Genomic DNA, 15,266 nt, shown 5'->3' on the forward strand with positions numbered 1-15,266 from the left:
CACATCGTGTTGCTGGTTCGGACTCTTTTCCTCGGAAGGGCAGCCTCGATCATGCGCATTTCCGCGCCGCACATCCTGCATGTCGCGCAGCCCGTCGAGGGCGGTGTCGCGCGGGTCGTGACGGACCTGGTGGCGGCGCAGCTCGCCGCGGGGATGCGGGTGACGGTGGCCTGTCCCGGGGGTGGCACGCTGACGGACTCCCTGCGCGCGCGGGGCTGCACGGTGCTGCGCTGGGACGCCACCCGCGCCCCGGGGCTCGGACTCCCCGGTGAGGTACGGCGGTTGGCGCGGCTGGTGCGCGAGGTGGGGCCGGACCTGGTGCACGCGCACAGTGCGAAGGCAGGGCTCGCGGCCCGGCTCGCGGTGCACGGCCGTCTGCCGACCGTCTTTCAGCCGCACGCCTGGTCGTTCGAGGCCGCGGACGGCGTCGTCGCGCAACTGGCCCTGGTGTGGGAGCGGTTCGGCGCGCGGTGGGCGACGCGTGTGCTGTGCGTGAGTGAGGCCGAGCGGCGTACCGGTCAGCGGTGCGGCATCGCCGCCTCGTGGCGGGTGGTCCCCAACGGTGTGGACACCGACAGGTTCCGGCCGGAGGGGGAGGGCGCGCGGTCCGGGCCGGGTCCGCTCGTGGTGTGCGTGGGCCGGCTGTGCCGCCAGAAGGGGCAGGACGTGCTCCTGGCGGCCTGGCCGGACGTGGTGCGGCGGGTGCCCGGTGCGCGGCTGGTGCTGGTCGGCGACGGCCCGGACGCGCAGCGGCTGCGCTCCGGTGCACCCGCGTCCGTGGAGTTCGCCGGTGCCGCGTCCGACGCCGCCCCTTGGTACCGGGGCGCCGACGTCGTGGTCCTGCCGTCCCGCTGGGAGGGCATGGCGCTCGCCCCGCTGGAGGCCATGGCGTGCGCCCGGCCGGTCGTCGTCACGGACGTGGACGGGGCGCGCGAGAGCCTTCCGCCCGGTCATCCGCCGTCCTGCCTGGTGCCGCCGGAGGATCCCGGTGCGCTGGCCCGGGCGCTCACCGCGCTGCTGCGGGACGAGACGCTGCGTGGGGCGCTGGGCGCACAGGGCCGTGCGCACGTGCTCGGGGCCCACGGCCTGCGACAGGTCACGGACGCAGTCACCGACGTGTATCGCGAGTTGCTCGGCGGCGTTGCCACGCCTGCCGTACCCGACGAGGGCAGGAAGTGCATCACCACATGACCGCGGAAAGTACCGTTGCCTCGGCCGCGGGGCAGCAGCGGGCGCCCGAGGGCGCCCTCTCCGTTCCCGCCCCGGGCGGCCTCGCCCCCCGACGCCGGCCGTCCGCCGGGCGGGCGGCCCGTCGTCCGCGGCGGACCTCCCCGGCGTTCCTGTGGCTCGTCGACGGCGGCGCCGTCCTGCCGGCCGTCCTGGTGGTGCCCGCGCCGCACAGATACCCGCTGGTCTTCACCCTGCTGGTCCTCGGAGTGCTCGCGCTGAACCGGCGGGCCTGGCTGTACGACACCTCCGTCGTGCCCGGGATGCTCGACGAACTCCCGGCCGTCTGTGGCCGGATCGCCGTCGGCTGGGCGGTCGTCGTGGCGCTCTCCCCGCTGCGGTCGCTTCCCGTGACCGTGCTGGTCGTCGCGGTCGCCGTGCACTGCGGGGCGGCCTGCGCGGGCCGCGCGGCGGTGCACGGTCACCGGCGGCGGGCGTTGCGGCGCCGGCCGTCCCCCGCGCTCGTGGTCGGTCCGGCCGCCACGGCCCGGCGTGTCGCGGCCGCGCTGCTGCGCGACCCGGGCTGCGGGGTCCGTCCGGTGGGGCTCGTCGCCGACGCCCCCGAGATCCTCGGCGACACCGGCGGCGAACCCGGGCTGCCGGTGCTCACCACGGCGCCGGCCGCGCGCCGGGCGATCGTCCAGAACGGGGTGGAGACGGTGCTCGTGGTCGGGCCCGCCACCCGGGTGGAGCAGGCCGCCCTGCTGCAGGGGCTCGCCGCGTACGGGTGCGTGCTGTGGGAGCTGGAGGCGGACCCGGCGTCGTACGGCCTCGGCGGGCGCCTTGAGCGGGCGGGGCAGCTGGCCGGCTTCTCGCGCAGGGTGCTGGGTCCGGGCGGCGGACGGCGGCACGGCAGCGTGGGCAAGCGGGTGCTCGACGTGGTGCTGTCGGGCTCGCTGCTGGTGCTGGCCTCCCCGGTGCTGCTGGTGTGCGCGCTCGCGCTGCGGGTCATGGACGGACCGGGCGTGGTGTTCCGGCAGGAGCGGATCGGCAAGGACGGGCGCCCGTTCACGATGCTGAAGTTCCGCACCCACCGGCCCGCCAGCGCGCACGAGGCGGCCACCCGCTGGAGCGTGGCGGACGACCAGGACATGAGCCGCTTCTGCCACTTCCTGCGCCGTACCTCGCTGGACGAGCTGCTGCAGCTGTGGAACGTCTTCCGCGGGGACATGAGCCTGGTCGGCCCGAGGCCCGAACGGCCCTATTTCGTCGCCAAGTTCAGCCAGGCCCACCCGGGCTATCCGGCGCGGCACCGGATGCGGTCCGGGATCACCGGGCTCGCGCAGATCCACGGGCTGCGCGGCGACACCTCGATCGAGGACCGGTGCCGCTACGACAACGCCTACATCGACAACTGGTCGCTGTGGCAGGACGTCTGCATCCTGCTGCGCACGGCGGCCCAGTTCGTACGGCCGACGGGGAGCTGAGCGCCGGTGAGCACTCCCTCGGCGGCCTCCGCCCCGTTCGTGCCGCCGCGGTCGGCGCCGCTGCGCCGGGCCGCCGTCGTCCCGTCCGTCCTGTCCGTGCTGCCGGTCGTGGCGGTCGTCGTCCTGCTGGGGCTGCCGGCCGCACCGGACGGCGGCGCGACCCCTGCCGACGCGGCGTCGGGGCTGGTTGTGCTGGGTGCCGTCGTCGACACCGTCCGGCGGGCCCGGCGACCGCTGACGCGGACGGCTGCGGTCGTGCTCGGGCTGCCCGTGGTGGGCATCGCGGTCGCCGCGGCCGGGGCGATGACGGCCGGGGACGCGATCACCGGACTGGCCCGGTATCTGCAGGTGTTCGTGCTCGTCCCGGTCGCGGTGCTGCTGCTGGTGCGCGACCGCAAGGGCGCCCGGCTGCTGCTGTGGTCGCTGGTCGGCCTCGCGTTGTGGCAGGGGGCCGTCGGGGTGCACCAGTACCTCACCGGGACCGGGGCGTCGTATCAGGGGGCCGACATCCGGGCGGTGGGCACGTTCGGGCCGTCCGACGTGATGGGCATGGCGACCGTGGTCGCGCTCGGGGTCGTGGCCGCGACCGGGCTGGCCCTCGGGACAGGCATCGCCGGGCGGGCGGAACGTGCGCAGCAGGCCCGAGGGGCGCGGGTGCCGCGGCAGCGGGTCGTGGCGGCGGGATGCGCGCTGCTGCTGCTCGTGCCGCTCGCGCTGTCCTTCAGCCGGGGTGCCTGGATCGCCACGGCGGTGGCCTGCGCGGTGCAGCTGCTGATGGGCGGGGTGCGGCGCGCGGCGACGGTGTTCGCGGCGGCGGTCGCGGCGGCCGTGGTGCTGGTGGGCGGGTTCGGGGTGGGCGCCGCGGTGCTTCAGGAGCGGCTGACCAGCATCACTCAGGTCGCCGACGCGCCGGACCAGTCGGTCGTCGACCGGTACACCATGTGGGCCGCGGCGGCCGGCATGTGGCGTGAGCATCCGGTGACGGGCGTGGGGCTGAAGGCCTTCCCCGCGCACCGGGACGGGCATGCCTCGCTCGCGCTGTCGTCGGGCAGCGACACGGAGGGAGCGGGCCAGGCCTTCCGGCGCCGGCCGCTGCTCTCCCCGCACAACATGTACCTGCTGATCCTCAGCGAGCAGGGCCTGCTGGGCCTGCTCACGGTGGCGGGCGGCTGGCTGGCCCTGCTGGTGTGCGCACTGCGCCGGCTGCGGCGGAGCGGACGCGCCCGGGACTGCGCGCTCCCAGTGTGCGGGCTGCTGGTGTGGCAGCTCGTCAACTTCCTGTACGCGGACATCGGCGGGCCCTCCACCGTGCTGACGGCCGTCTGCTTCGGCCTCGCCGCCTGGTGGGCGCTGTCCCCCGAGGAAACGGCGGCCCCGGCCGCGGAATCGGGCCTGCGATGAGGCCCCGTCCGACGACGACCGGGGACGTTCCCGGACCCGCGTCCGGCACGGACGGCCTGCCGCCCGTCGAAGCCGGCCACCCCGACCACGCGGCCCGCATGACCCACCCGCACCCGGTCGTCAGCCACCCCACCCGCCCACCCACCCCAGAAGCCCCGACCCCACTCGGCAACTCCCCCATCCCCGCAGCCGCCCGACGCACGCACGCCCCCTCGGCCCGCTTCCTCGCCCGGGCGACCCTCCTCTCCGCCGTTCTGTCCATGGCCGGGGCGCTGCTCGGGCTGGGGCGGGATCAGGCGCTTGCGCATCTCTTCGGGGCGGGGGCGGACACCGATGCGTTTCTGGTGGCCTGGACGGTGCCGGAGATGGCGTCGACGTTGCTGATCGAGGACGGTATGGCGTTCGTGCTGGTGCCCGCGTTCAGCGTGGCGCTGGCGCGGCGGGCGGCGGCGTGCGGGGCCGGGTCGCCCGATCCTGTGCAGGCGCTGGTCGCCGCCTCGCTGCCGCGGCTGTGCCTCGTCCTCGCCGGCGCGGCCGCCCTGCTCGCGGCCGGGGCGCCGCTGGTGGTCTCGGCGCTCGCGCCCGGCCTGTCCGACCCGTCCCTGGCCGTGTCCTGCACCCGGCTGACCGCGACCTGCGTGCTGAGTTTCGGGCTGGCCGGGTACTGCAGCGCGGCGCTTCGTGCTCACCGCAGCTATCTCGCCCCGGGCGCGATCTACATCGCGTACAACATCGCGATCATCACCACGATGGTCGTCCTCGCCGAGCACTGGGGCGTGCGGTCCGCCGCGCTCGGGGTCGCGCTCGGCGGGTGCCTCATGGCCGCCGTACAGGCCCCGTCCCTGTGGCGGCGGATCGCCGGGCGGCCCGACCCGCCCGCGTCCACGTACGACGCAGACGGCGCAGACGGCGACCGCGCCCTCGCGCTCGGCCTGGTCTGCGCAGTCGTGCTGTTCACCCTGTGCCGGCAGTCGCAGGTCCTCATCGAGCGCTGGTTCGCCTCCGGGCTGCCCGCCGGTGCCATCTCGCACCTCAACTACGCCCAGAAGGTCGCCCAGTTGCCGATGTCGCTGTCGTTGATGGTGTGCATCGTCACCTTCCCGGTGGTGGCGCAGGCCATCGCCGAGGGCGACACGCGCCGGGCCAGGGACCGGGTCGAGCGGGATCTGCTGCTGATGGCGTGCCTCGTGCTGCTCGGCGGGGCCGTGGTCGTGGCGTGTGCGCCGCAGATCGTCCAACTGCTGTTCCAGCGCGGCGCGTTCACGGCGCAGGACTCCGCCGCGACCGCCGCCGTCATGCGGGTGTACGCGGCCGGGCTGCTCGGGCACACGCTGGTCGGGGCACTCGTGCGGTCGTACTTCTCGGCCGGCCGGACCACCTGGTACCCGCTGGGCGCGATGGGCGTGGGCACGCTCGTCACCGTCGTCATCAGCGCCTGGGCCGTGGGCCCCTGGGGCGCGCCCGGCATCGCCGCGGCCAACGCGGCCGGCATCACCCTGACGGCGCTGCTCCTGCTGCACGGCCTGGGCCCGCGCAGTGTGCCCGTGCGCGTCCGCCGCGTCGTCGCCGAACTGGCCCGGCCGGTCGGCGCGGCCGTCGTCGCGGCCGGCGCCGGGCTGGTGTGCGCGGGGCTGTTCGCCTCGCCCGCGGCGTCCGTCGCCGCCTGCTGCGTCTGCGTGACCGCCGTCTTCCTGCTGCTGGCCTGGCTCCTCGACGCGGCGGACGCCCGCGCCCTCCTGCTGTGCGTCACGCACTCCGTCCGTAGCTCCCTCACACGAAAGCTGAGCCATGGTCGCTGACATCTCCGCCGCGCCGCGCGCGGTCGCACCCGAACCCGAACCGGCCGGGGGCGGACGTCCGAAGCGGCGCCCCGCCGCCTGGGTGGCCATGTACCACTCGGTCTCGGACTGCCCGGACGACCCGTTCAACATCACCGTCACGCCCGCGCGCCTGGAACGGCAGCTCACCTGGATGGCCGACCGCGGCCTGCGCGGAGTGAGCGTCCGGCAGCTGCTCGCGGCGCGCGCCCGGGGCGCGGAGCGCGGCCTGGTGGGGCTCACCTTCGACGACGGGTACGCCGACTTCGTCACCACCGCCCTGCCCCTGCTGCGCCGCCGCGGTTTCACCGCCACGGTGTTCGTGCTGTCCGGGATGCTCGGCGGCGAGAACACCTGGGAACCGATCGGCCCGCGCAAGCCGCTGCTCGACGAGGACGGCATCCGCCGCGCCCTGGCCGCGGGCATGGAGATCGCCTCGCACGGGCTGACCCACCTCGATCTGACCAGGGCCCCCGACCACGTCCTGCACACCGAGGTCAGCGACAGCCGGCGCCGGCTCGCCGCCCTCACCGGCGACGACGTCGAGGGCTTCTGCTACCCGTACGGCCGTCTCGACGAGCGTGCCGCCGCCGCCGTGCGCCGGGCCGGCTACCGCTACGCCTGCTCGACCGCCCCCGGTCCGGCCGGCTCCGGGGACTTCGCGCTGCCCCGCATCCACGTCGGCCAGGTGGACACCTCGGTGCGGCTGGAGCTCAAGCGGCGTCTGGCCCGCGTCTACGGCCGTGCTCTGGAGGCATCGTGAAGGCACTGCACATCATCACCGGACTCGGCGTCGGCGGGGCGGAACAGCAACTGCGCCTGCTGCTGCGCCACCTGCCCGCGCAGTGCGACGTGGCGGCGCTGACCAACCCCGGACCGGTCGCCGAGGGCCTGACCGCCGACGGTGTCCGCGTCACGCATCTCGGGATGGGCGGCAACCGCGACCTCGGCGTGCTGCCCCGCCTGATCGAGCTGATCCGCGCCGGCGGCTACGACCTCGTCCACACCCATCTGTACCGGGCCTGTCTCTACGGCCGGATCGCGGCGCGGCTCGCGGGAGTCGAGGCCGTCGTCGCCACCGAGCACTCGATCGGCGAGACCCGGCTGGAGGGCCGGCCGCTCAACGCGGGCGTCCGCGCGCTGTACCTGGCCGGTGAGCGCCTAGGCCGCGCCACGGTGGCCGTCTCGCCGACGGTGGCCGACCGGCTGCGGCACTGGGGTGTGCCGGAGCAGCGCATCCGGGTCATCCCGAACGGCATCGACGCCCCCCGGTTCCGCTTCGACGAGCTGCGCCGCAGGGAGGCGCGGGCGTTCCACGGGCTGCCGGAGAACGCGTTCGTCGTCGGGGGTGTGGGGCGCCTCGCCCCGGGCAAGCGTTTCCACCTGCTCGTGCAGGCGCTGGGCCTGCTGCCCCTCGACGTACGGCTGCTGCTGGTCGGCGGCGGGCCCGAGGAGGAGGCGCTGCGGCGCACCGCCCGGGATCTCGGCCTCGCGGAGCGGGTGGTGCTGACGGGCGAGCGGCCGTATCAGCCCGACCCCGGCGACAAGGCGCCCGGTCTGGTCTCCCTGCTGTCCGCGATGGACGTCCTCGCCTCGCCGTCGCCGGAGGAGTCCTTCGGCCTGGCCGTGGTGGAGGCGCTGGCGGCCGGGCTGCCCGTGCTGTACGCGAGCTGTCCGGCCGTCGAGGACCTGCCGCCGGACGCCGCGCCCGGAGCGCGGCGCGTCACGGGCGGCGCCGGGGCGTACGCGCGGGAAGTGCTGCGGCTGCGGGCGGCGGGACCGGGCGAGCGGACCGTCCCGGAGGTCGTCCGCCGCTACGACATCGCGTGCACCGCCCGGCAGCTGATGGATCTGTACACGGCCGCTGTGTCCGGCTCGACTTCGGAAGTGAGTTCCTCATGACGGACAACCCCGCTCGTCGTGCCCCGCTGTTCGACCGTGCGCGCCTGAAGCGGCTGCCCTCGTGGGGGTGGCTGCCGGCCGGCGCGCTGCTCGGTGCCGTGGCGGGTGGCGCCTACGGCCAGTTCAAGCCGCCGGAGTACACGGCGACGAGTTCCGTCGTCGCCGTGCCCACTGGCAGGACCGAGTCCGACTGCACCGACGCGCTCGGCTTCGCACAGGCGTACGGCCGGGTGGCCCCGCAGCTCGCGGTGCTCGGGGACGCGCAGGTGTGGGCGGGTGTGCCGGTGTCGACGCTGCGCGACAGCGTGGAGGTCGCGACCTCGCCGGACGCGCCGATGGTCGCGGTCTCGGCGACGTCGTCGAGCCCCGGCCGGGCCGTCGACATGGCCGACGCCGTGTCCCAGGCGCTGATCACACAGGCGGGCCACACCCAGGACCGGACCGGCGTCCGGCTGGAGCGCCTCGCCCGTGCCCTGACACCCTCCGAGCCGTCGTCCGCGTCCCCGGCGCTGATCTCGCTGGTGGGCGCGAGCGCCGGAGGTCTGCTGGGCGGCCTCGCGCTGCTGGCCCGGCCGCGGCGGGCCACGGAGCAGGAGGGCGACGACCTGGGCCGGGCGTCGGTGCCCGGCCCGGCAGGCGCCGCCGATGCCCAGGGGACACGCGGGTGACCGCATCGGCCCGCGCCCTCTCGGTGGAGGTGTGCACCGAGGAGCGCGCCTTCGCGGAGCTGGCCGGGGAGTGGGAACGGCTGTACCGGGCATGCCCGTCGGCGACGCCGTTCCAGAGCCATGCCTGGCTGCACTCGTGGTGGCTGTCGTACGGCAGACCGGGCAGGCTGCGGCTGGTCCTGGTGCGCAGGAACGGTGAGTTGGTGGCGGCGGCGCCGCTGATGGGCGTGCACCGCCCGGTGCCGGCGCTGGTGCCGGTCGGCGGCACCATCACCGACCTGTGCGATGTGCTCATCGACGAAGAGGTGGCCGCGCCGGGCGCCGGGGCGTTGGCGGACGCACTGGCCGACCTGGCCCGCACGGCGCTGATCGACTTCCGTGAGGTGCGGCCGGGCGGTGCGATGGAGCGGGTCTACCTGTGCTGGCGGGGCCCGCGTCACCGGATGCGCGACTCGGTGTGCCTGGAGCTGCCCGCCGTGCCCCTGGACCAGCTGGTCCTGCGGCTGTCGTCACGGCACGCCCGGCGGGTCCGCAACAAGCTGAACCTGCTCGCCCGGATCGGCGTGGAATGGCGGGTCGTGCACCACGACGAGACCGAGGCCGCGCTGCGCCGGCTCCTCGAACTGCACCGGCTGCAGTGGCAGGACCGGAAGATGTCGGCGGAGCACGTGCGGCCGCGGTTCCTGGAGCACCTGGTCCGGTCCGTGGTCCCCATGGCCCGCTCCGGCCGGGCGGCGGTGACGGAGTTCCTGCTCGAAGGGGCGGTGGTGGCGGTCAATCTGAATCTGCTGTCGGACGGGATGGCGGGCACGTATCTGTACGGCTTCCACCCGGAGTTGCGGGACCGGAAGGTGGACGTGGCGGCGATGCTGCTGCACGCCTCCACCGAGCACCTCGCGTCCGGCGGGGGGCAGCGGGTGCTGAGCCTGCTCCGCGGCGACGAACCGTACAAGTACCGCTGGCACCCCGAGGCGGTCCCCAACCAGCGCTTCCTGCTGGCCCGGCGCCGCACCCTCCCGCTGCTGGCCGTCGCGGCCGGCGAGGCGACCGCGCGGCACAGGGCCAAGAAGGTCCTGCGCGGGACCCCCGGCCCCGCGGATCACCGGTAGCGCTCCGCCCACTGGAGGCAGACGGTGAGCTTGCCGCTCTGGCGCTCGATCAGGTTCGCGAGGTCCAGCGGTGTGCAGCGGGGCAGCTCGGAGGGCATGGCCGCCGGTTTCGTCGCCGCCGGTTTCGGGTCCGGTTTCGTCTGGGCCGGGTTCGTCTGGTCCGGGCCGACGGGGGCCGTGGGCACGGCCGGGACGGGGACCGAGGGCCCCGGTTCCGGCCGTGGCAGGAGCGGGGTGGACAGCAGCGCGCGGTACAGGGCGGAGGCCCGGGGGTTGTCGGAGCACAGCCAGACGCCGTGCGGGCAGTAGTCGGTGATGGTGTTGTACAGCGGCTGGTGCTCGTCCATCCACGCGAGCATGCGCAGCATGTACCTGATGTTGTCGCCGTTGCGGAACAGGCCCCATTCCGGGTACGAGATCGGCTTGCCGTGCTTGCGTGCGAAGTCCACGTGGTGCCGCAGGCCGTAGGGCTCGGACACCTGCTCGTCGAAGCTGAGGCCGCGCGGCTGGTCGTACGCGTCCATGCCGATGATGTCGACGAAGTCGTCGCCGGGATAGCACTCCGGCCAGGGAATCGTGTCCATGCCCCGGCTCGGGGCGAAGTCGAACCGGAACTTCTGTCCGGGGACCGAGCGCATGACGGTGACGATGCGTTGCCAGTACCGCTTCCAGCTGTCCGGGTCGGGGGCGCAGCGGTGGGTGTAGGTGATGCCGTTCATCTCCCAGCCCAGCACGATGACCGCGTCCGGCACGCCCAGGCGGACCAGCCGCCGGGCCAGCGTCTCGAAGTGGTCGTCGAACGCGCCGGACGCGCCGCGCCGCAGCAGCCGTCTGACGGCCCGGTCGGGGAGGTCGTCCTCGTTGCGCTCCATCATCGGGACGTTGAGCACGAGCAGCCGGTCCGGCTTGGCCCGCCGCCACTGGGCCCAGCTGTCGAGGAAGCCGTGCCCGCCCTCGATGTTCTCCCACACGTCCCCCGGCAGATAGGTGTGCCCCACGCGCAGTTCGTGCCCGCCGAGCCAGCGGCCGAGCTGCTCCATGCGCTGCACTCCGACGGGCCCGTAGTGGAGGAACGCGCCGAACGCGGGGCTGTACGGGGCGTGCGTGGCGGGCGCGGCGGGCGCGGGGCGCCGCGGGTCGGGGTGGGATGCGGAGTCGGCCCCGAAGGCCGTGCCGGGAGCGAGGGCCGCCGCGGCGACCACTCCGGCGGTGATGAACGCCAGTCCTCTGGGGGCGGACCGGCGAGGGTGAGGGGCCATGCATCCTCCTTGGTGCAGCTCCTTCCGTTAGTGATACGTAGTCATATGTGGGCTCATTGCACCAATTGAGTGCGGCCGAACGGACCTCGGCTGCCCGACCGCCCGTCAGTTCCCGAACGGACCCTCAGTTGCCGTACAGCGCCTCGATCTCGTCCGCGTACGCCGCCGTCACGGCGTGCCGCTTGACCTTCAGGGACGGGGTGAGCATGCCGTTGTCCTCGGTGAACTCCCCCTCGACCAGGGTGAACGCGCGGATCGACTCGGCCCGGGAGACGGCCTCGTTGGCGTAGTCGACGGCCTTCTGCACGTCGGCGCGCATCCGGGGGTCCCGGATCACGTCGGCCATCGGGGTGTCGGCGGGCAGCTTGCGTACGGCGAGCCAGTGGGCCACCGCTTCGGGGTCGAGGGTGATCAGGGCGGCGACGAAGGGACGGTTGTCGCCGACGACGAGGCACTGGCCGATCGGCGGGCGGCTGCGCAGGCGGTCCTCCAGGACGGCCGGGGAGACGTTCTTGCCGCCGGAGGTGACGAGGATGTCCTTCTTGCGGCCGGTGATGGTGAGGTAGCCGTCCTCGTCGAGGGAGCCGAGGTCCCCCGTGGCGAACCAGTCGTCCTGGAGCACGGCGTCGGTGGCGGCCGGGTTGTTCCAGTACGAGCCGAAGACGATGCCGCCCTTGATGAGCACCTCGCCGTCGTCCGCGATGCGGACCGCGGTACCGGGGACGGGCTGGCCGACCGTGCCCGGGCGGGGCTTCAGCGGCGGGACGATGGTGGCGGCGGCCGTCGTCTCGGTCAGGCCGTAGCCCTCGTAGACGATGATTCCGGCGGCGTAGAAGAACAGGTTGAGGTTGCGGTCGAGCGGGGAGCCGCCGCTGATGGCGTAGCGCATGCGGCCGCCGAGCTCCTTGCGGATACGGCGGTAGACCAGCAGGTCGTACAGGGCCCAGGCGGCGTGGAGGCCGGGGCCGGGGCCCTTGCCCGTGCCGAGGAACTTGTTCAGGTACGCCTCGCCGAAGCGGACGCCGATGCGGTCGGCGCGGTCGAAGGAGGCGCCGCGGCCGATCTTCTCGGCGGTCGCGCGGCCGGTGTCGTGGATCTTCTCGAAGAGGTACGGGACACCGACGAGGAAGGTCGGGCGGAACTCCCTGAGCGCCGGGCGGAGTTCGTCGGGCTTGATGCTGGGGCAGTGGCCGATCTCGATGCGGGCCATCAGGCAGGCGATCTGGAGGGCGCGGCCGAGGATGTGGGCGAGCGGGAGGAAGAGCAGGGTGGAGGCTGTCTGACGGGTGACCTCCTTGAAGATGGGGTGCAGCAGCTCGACCGTGTTGGCGGCCTCGGCGTGGAGGTTGCCGTGGGTGAGGACGCAGCCCTTCGGTTGGCCGGTGGTGCCGGAGGTGTAGCAGACGGTGGCGATGGTGTCGGGGGTGAGGGCGGCGCGGCGCTTGGTGACCTCGTCGTCGGGGAGGTCATGGCCGAGGGCGATGAGTTCGGTGAGGGCCTCCGCGTCCAACTGCCAGATGCGCGGGGGCTGTTGGTGGCCGGCTGTGCCTGTCGTCACCGTCTCCGTGTTCTCGTCCGTCTCCGTGATGACGTGACGGGCGCCCGAGTCGCGGACGATCCACTCCACCTGGTCGGCGGAGGAGGTGGCGTAGACGGGGACGGTCTGGCCGCCCGCGGCCCAGATGGCGAAGTCCAGGACCGTCCACTCGTAGCGAGTGCGGGACATGACGGCCACGCGGCCGCCGGGCTCCAGGCCGGCCGCGATCAACCCCTTGGCCACGGCGGTGACTTCGCGGGCGAAGGCGGTGGCGGTGACGGGGTGCCAGGTGGTGCCCCGCTTGCGGCGGAGCACCACGGCGTCCGGGGCCTCGGCCGCGTTGGTGTAAGGGAGGTCGGCGGTGGTGCAGGTGGTGGCCCGCGGCGCCAGGGGTGGGGTGCGGGCCTCGCGGACCACGCCCTCGGCGTCCTTGACGATCTCGACCGTGATGCGGCCCATCAGGTCGGTGCGCTGCTTCGCCCGCTTCAGATCCTTGCGTACGCCCATGACGGCTCCCGGTGCCAGTTGGACTTACTGGAGAGTCAACTTACTCACGCGTAAGGGAAGGTCAATGGGTCGGGACGTGGTGAAGGTGTGTGCCTCTGTACGTTGCTGTACGACCGTCCCCCACGGAAGGAAACCCGTGTATCCCCGACGTCTCCGGTCCGCCCTGGTCGCCGTCTGCGCCGCCGCGGCCGTGTCCTTCGCCGGCGCCGCACCGGCCGCCGCACACACCGCGGCTCCGGTTCGGGCGGCCTCCGTCGTCCCCGGACTCACCGCGCTGACCGACCTGTTCGCCGAGCGGCTCCTGCTCGCCGACAAGGTCGCCGCCGCCAAGTACGGCACCGACAAGCCCATCGACGACCCGGTGCGCGAGCAGCAGATCCTGGACGACGTCGCCGCGCGGGCGACCGGGCTGGGCCTCGATCCGGACGCGGTGAAGGCCGTCTTCCGGGACCAGATAGAGGCCAACAAGCTGGTGCAGCGCGCGCTGTACGCACGCTGGGACGCCCGTCCCGAGGAGCGGCCCACCGAGCGCCCTGACCTGGTCAAGGAGGTCCGCCCGGCACTCGACCGCATCACCACCCAACTGCTGGACACCCTGAAGGCCACCCAGCGGCTGCGGACGTCGCCGTCCTGCGAGCCTCGGTTGGGTATCGCCGCCGTCCGGGCCGCGTACGGCCATGAGCTGGACGCGCTCCATGTGGAGGGGCTCGTCCGGGCGCTGCCCTCCGTCTGCGCGGACTGAGCCGCCGGCCCGTACCTCAGTCCCTCATCCTGTCCGCCCGGCCGATGGCCTCGGCGAGCTCCCGCACCTCCTGGTCCTCCGTTTCCTTCGCCAGGTCCTCGGCGTGCTCGCCCAGGTCACGGAGGGCCGGCGCGCCGGGCAGGGAGCCCCAGCGGCCGTCGCCGTCGCGCAGGGCGTCGGCGAAGTAGGCGGCGGTCGCGGTCACCTGGAACCTCGGGGAGGCGTCGCCCAGGGAGTCGTGCAGGGAGCCCGTCTCCAGCCGGCCCGACTCCTCGTGCGGGGCGCGGGTCTTCGGGTCCAGCCAGCGGACGCTCGCGGTGGCGAGGTGGCCTTCGGTGCCGGGCCTGGTGCGGACGGCGTAGAGGGCGGTGACCGTGTGGCCGGGGCCGATCTCGCCGCCGTCGACGCTGTCGTTGCGGAAGTCCTCGTCGGCGACCTGCCGGTTGTCGTAGCCGATGAGGCGGAAGTCGGAGACCGTCGCGGGGTCGAAGGCGACCTGGGCCTTGGCGTCGCGGGCGGTGAGGTCGATGTTGCGCGGGAGGTCGTCGCAGAAGACTTCCCGGGCGTCCTCGTCGGTGGAGACGTACGCCGTGTGCCCGTCGCCCTTGTCGGCCAGGCGTTCCATCAGGGCGTCGCCGTAGTCGCTGCCGACGCCGACGCCGAAGAGGGTGATGCCGTGTTCGCGGCGCTCGGAGGAGATCCGTTCGAGGATGGTGTCCGCGTCGGTGTCCCCCGTGTTGGCCAGCGCGTCGGAGACCAGGACGACGCGGTTCGTGGCGCCCTCGCGCAGGCCTTCCACGGCCGTTTCGTAGCCGGTCTCCACGCCCGCGCCGAGGTTGGTGGAGTCCGTGGGCTCCAGGCTGTCGATCGCGTCGTGGATGTCGTCCCGGTTGCCGTCGAGGCGGGTCATCGGCAGGACCGTCTCGGCCTCGTCGCTGAAGGTGACGAGGGCGACCGAGTCGTCGTCGCGCAGGCGGTCGGTCATCACGCCGAGGGAGTCCTTGGCCAGGTCCAGGCGGCCCGGTTCGGCCATGGAGCCGGAGATGTCGATGACGAAGGTGAGGGCGGCGGGCGGGCGTTCGCCGGCGCCTTCGGCCGGGCGGGTGGCCAGGCCCACGCGGACCAGGGACCAGTCCTCCCGCGCGGTGCGGGCACCGTCCACGGTCACCGTGAAGCCGTTGCCGTCGGGGCGGTCGTAGTCCTGCCGGAAGCTGTTGACGAACTCCTCCGGGCGGACCGTCGACGGGTCGGGCAGGCGGCCCTCGGCGAGGGTGCGGCGGGCGTAGCCGTAGGAGGCGGTGTCGACGTCCAGGGCGAAGGTGGAGAGGTGGTCGGGGGCGGGGGCGAATTCGCGGGACTCCGAGCCGTCGCCGTCGTACTGCTCGCCGGTTCCGCCGGTTCCGCCGGTTCCGCCGGTCCCGTTGCGGTCGGGAGCCGGGAAGCCGTTGCCGTTCTTGCTGCCGTCCGCCGAGCTGCTCCCGCTGTCCCCGGCGCTGCAGCCGGTGAGCAGCAGGCCGCCCGCCGCGGTGAGTGCGAGCAGGGCGGCGCGCAGCCGTCGTATGCGGTACGTCCCCATCGTCCGTGCCCCCTTGGTCCGTTGACGTCGACTTGTTGTGACTGTGACGGGCCGGGGGGCCGGAACGTGCGCTACGGAGCGTTGCGGATGCGTC

At 73.9% G+C, this 15,266-nt stretch carries 12 protein-coding genes; 9 read left to right on the top strand and 3 right to left on the bottom strand.

Annotated features, from left to right (window positions below; translation table 11 throughout):
- Positions 1-51 precede the first annotated feature (51 nt).
- Genes ACQEV2_RS15225 through ACQEV2_RS15260 form a run of 8 tightly spaced genes read left to right on the top strand, consistent with a single transcriptional unit; the run spans position 52 to position 9,551 of the window.
- Positions 52-1,191: a glycosyltransferase gene (locus ACQEV2_RS15225; protein ID WP_433040519.1), complete on the top strand. Its 1,140-nt coding sequence runs from the start codon at positions 52-54 to the stop codon at positions 1,189-1,191.
- On the top strand, positions 1,188-2,654 hold the full coding sequence (locus ACQEV2_RS15230; RefSeq protein ID WP_433040522.1) for an exopolysaccharide biosynthesis polyprenyl glycosylphosphotransferase: 1,467 nt from the start codon (positions 1,188-1,190) through the stop codon (positions 2,652-2,654). Before ACQEV2_RS15225 ends, ACQEV2_RS15230 begins: the two co-directional genes overlap by 4 nt.
- Positions 2,655-2,660: 6 nt before the next feature.
- A complete protein-coding gene (locus ACQEV2_RS15235) occupies positions 2,661-4,055 on the top strand; it encodes an O-antigen ligase family protein (RefSeq protein ID WP_433040525.1) in 1,395 nt (464 codons plus the stop codon).
- Positions 4,052-5,854 (top strand): murein biosynthesis integral membrane protein MurJ, encoded by a 1,803-nt coding sequence (murJ, locus tag ACQEV2_RS15240; RefSeq protein WP_433040528.1) that lies wholly within the window; start codon positions 4,052-4,054, stop codon positions 5,852-5,854. The genes ACQEV2_RS15235 and murJ overlap by 4 nt, the downstream gene beginning before the upstream one ends.
- On the top strand, positions 5,844-6,635 hold the full coding sequence (locus tag ACQEV2_RS15245; RefSeq protein WP_433040531.1) for a polysaccharide deacetylase family protein: 792 nt from the start codon (positions 5,844-5,846) through the stop codon (positions 6,633-6,635). Before murJ ends, ACQEV2_RS15245 begins: the two co-directional genes overlap by 11 nt.
- Positions 6,632-7,774, top strand: a complete 1,143-nt coding sequence (locus ACQEV2_RS15250; protein WP_433040534.1) for a glycosyltransferase — start codon at positions 6,632-6,634, stop codon at positions 7,772-7,774. The genes ACQEV2_RS15245 and ACQEV2_RS15250 overlap by 4 nt, the downstream gene beginning before the upstream one ends.
- On the top strand, positions 7,771-8,442 hold the full coding sequence (locus ACQEV2_RS15255) for a lipopolysaccharide biosynthesis protein (RefSeq protein ID WP_433040537.1): 672 nt from the start codon (positions 7,771-7,773) through the stop codon (positions 8,440-8,442). The genes ACQEV2_RS15250 and ACQEV2_RS15255 overlap by 4 nt, the downstream gene beginning before the upstream one ends.
- Positions 8,439-9,551 (top strand): GNAT family N-acetyltransferase, encoded by a 1,113-nt coding sequence (locus tag ACQEV2_RS15260; protein WP_433040540.1) that lies wholly within the window; start codon positions 8,439-8,441, stop codon positions 9,549-9,551. Before ACQEV2_RS15255 ends, ACQEV2_RS15260 begins: the two co-directional genes overlap by 4 nt.
- Here ACQEV2_RS15260 and ACQEV2_RS15265 read toward each other — a convergent pair.
- Both ACQEV2_RS15265 and ACQEV2_RS15270 read right to left on the bottom strand, forming a co-directional pair.
- Positions 9,542-10,810: a glycosyl hydrolase gene (locus tag ACQEV2_RS15265; protein ID WP_433040543.1), complete on the bottom strand. Its 1,269-nt coding sequence runs from the start codon at positions 10,808-10,810 to the stop codon at positions 9,542-9,544. The genes ACQEV2_RS15260 and ACQEV2_RS15265 overlap by 10 nt on opposite strands.
- 124 nt (positions 10,811-10,934) lie before the next feature.
- A complete protein-coding gene (locus tag ACQEV2_RS15270) occupies positions 10,935-12,854 on the bottom strand; it encodes an AMP-dependent synthetase/ligase (protein WP_433040546.1) in 1,920 nt (639 codons plus the stop codon).
- 136 nt (positions 12,855-12,990) lie between these two features.
- Between ACQEV2_RS15270 and ACQEV2_RS15275 the strand changes: the two genes are divergently transcribed.
- A complete protein-coding gene (locus ACQEV2_RS15275) occupies positions 12,991-13,596 on the top strand; it encodes a chorismate mutase (protein ID WP_433040549.1) in 606 nt (201 codons plus the stop codon).
- A gap of 16 nt (positions 13,597-13,612) precedes the next feature.
- Here the strand turns inward: ACQEV2_RS15275 and ACQEV2_RS15280 are convergent, their stop codons facing one another.
- Positions 13,613-15,172 (bottom strand): YfbK domain-containing protein, encoded by a 1,560-nt coding sequence (locus ACQEV2_RS15280; protein WP_433040552.1) that lies wholly within the window; start codon positions 15,170-15,172, stop codon positions 13,613-13,615.
- Positions 15,173-15,266: the final 94 nt, after the last annotated feature.

The sequence above is a fragment of the Streptomyces sp. CA-251387 genome (genome assembly GCF_050936625.1).
In the GTDB taxonomy this organism is placed as follows: Bacteria; Actinomycetota; Actinomycetes; order Streptomycetales; family Streptomycetaceae; genus Streptomyces.

Coding starts and splice junctions, on each gene's coding strand:
- ACQEV2_RS15225 (WP_433040519.1), top strand. CDS start 52: ATGCGCATTTCCGCGCCGCACATCCTGCATGTCGCGCAGCCCGTCGAG.
- ACQEV2_RS15230 (WP_433040522.1), top strand. CDS start 1,188: ATGACCGCGGAAAGTACCGTTGCCTCGGCCGCGGGGCAGCAGCGGGCG.
- murJ (WP_433040528.1), top strand. CDS start 4,052: ATGAGGCCCCGTCCGACGACGACCGGGGACGTTCCCGGACCCGCGTCC.
- ACQEV2_RS15245 (WP_433040531.1), top strand. CDS start 5,844: ATGGTCGCTGACATCTCCGCCGCGCCGCGCGCGGTCGCACCCGAACCC.
- ACQEV2_RS15255 (WP_433040537.1), top strand. CDS start 7,771: ATGACGGACAACCCCGCTCGTCGTGCCCCGCTGTTCGACCGTGCGCGC.
- ACQEV2_RS15265 (WP_433040543.1), bottom strand. CDS start 10,810: ATGGCCCCTCACCCTCGCCGGTCCGCCCCCAGAGGACTGGCGTTCATC.
- ACQEV2_RS15270 (WP_433040546.1), bottom strand. CDS start 12,854: ATGGGCGTACGCAAGGATCTGAAGCGGGCGAAGCAGCGCACCGACCTG.
- ACQEV2_RS15280 (WP_433040552.1), bottom strand. CDS start 15,172: ATGGGGACGTACCGCATACGACGGCTGCGCGCCGCCCTGCTCGCACTC.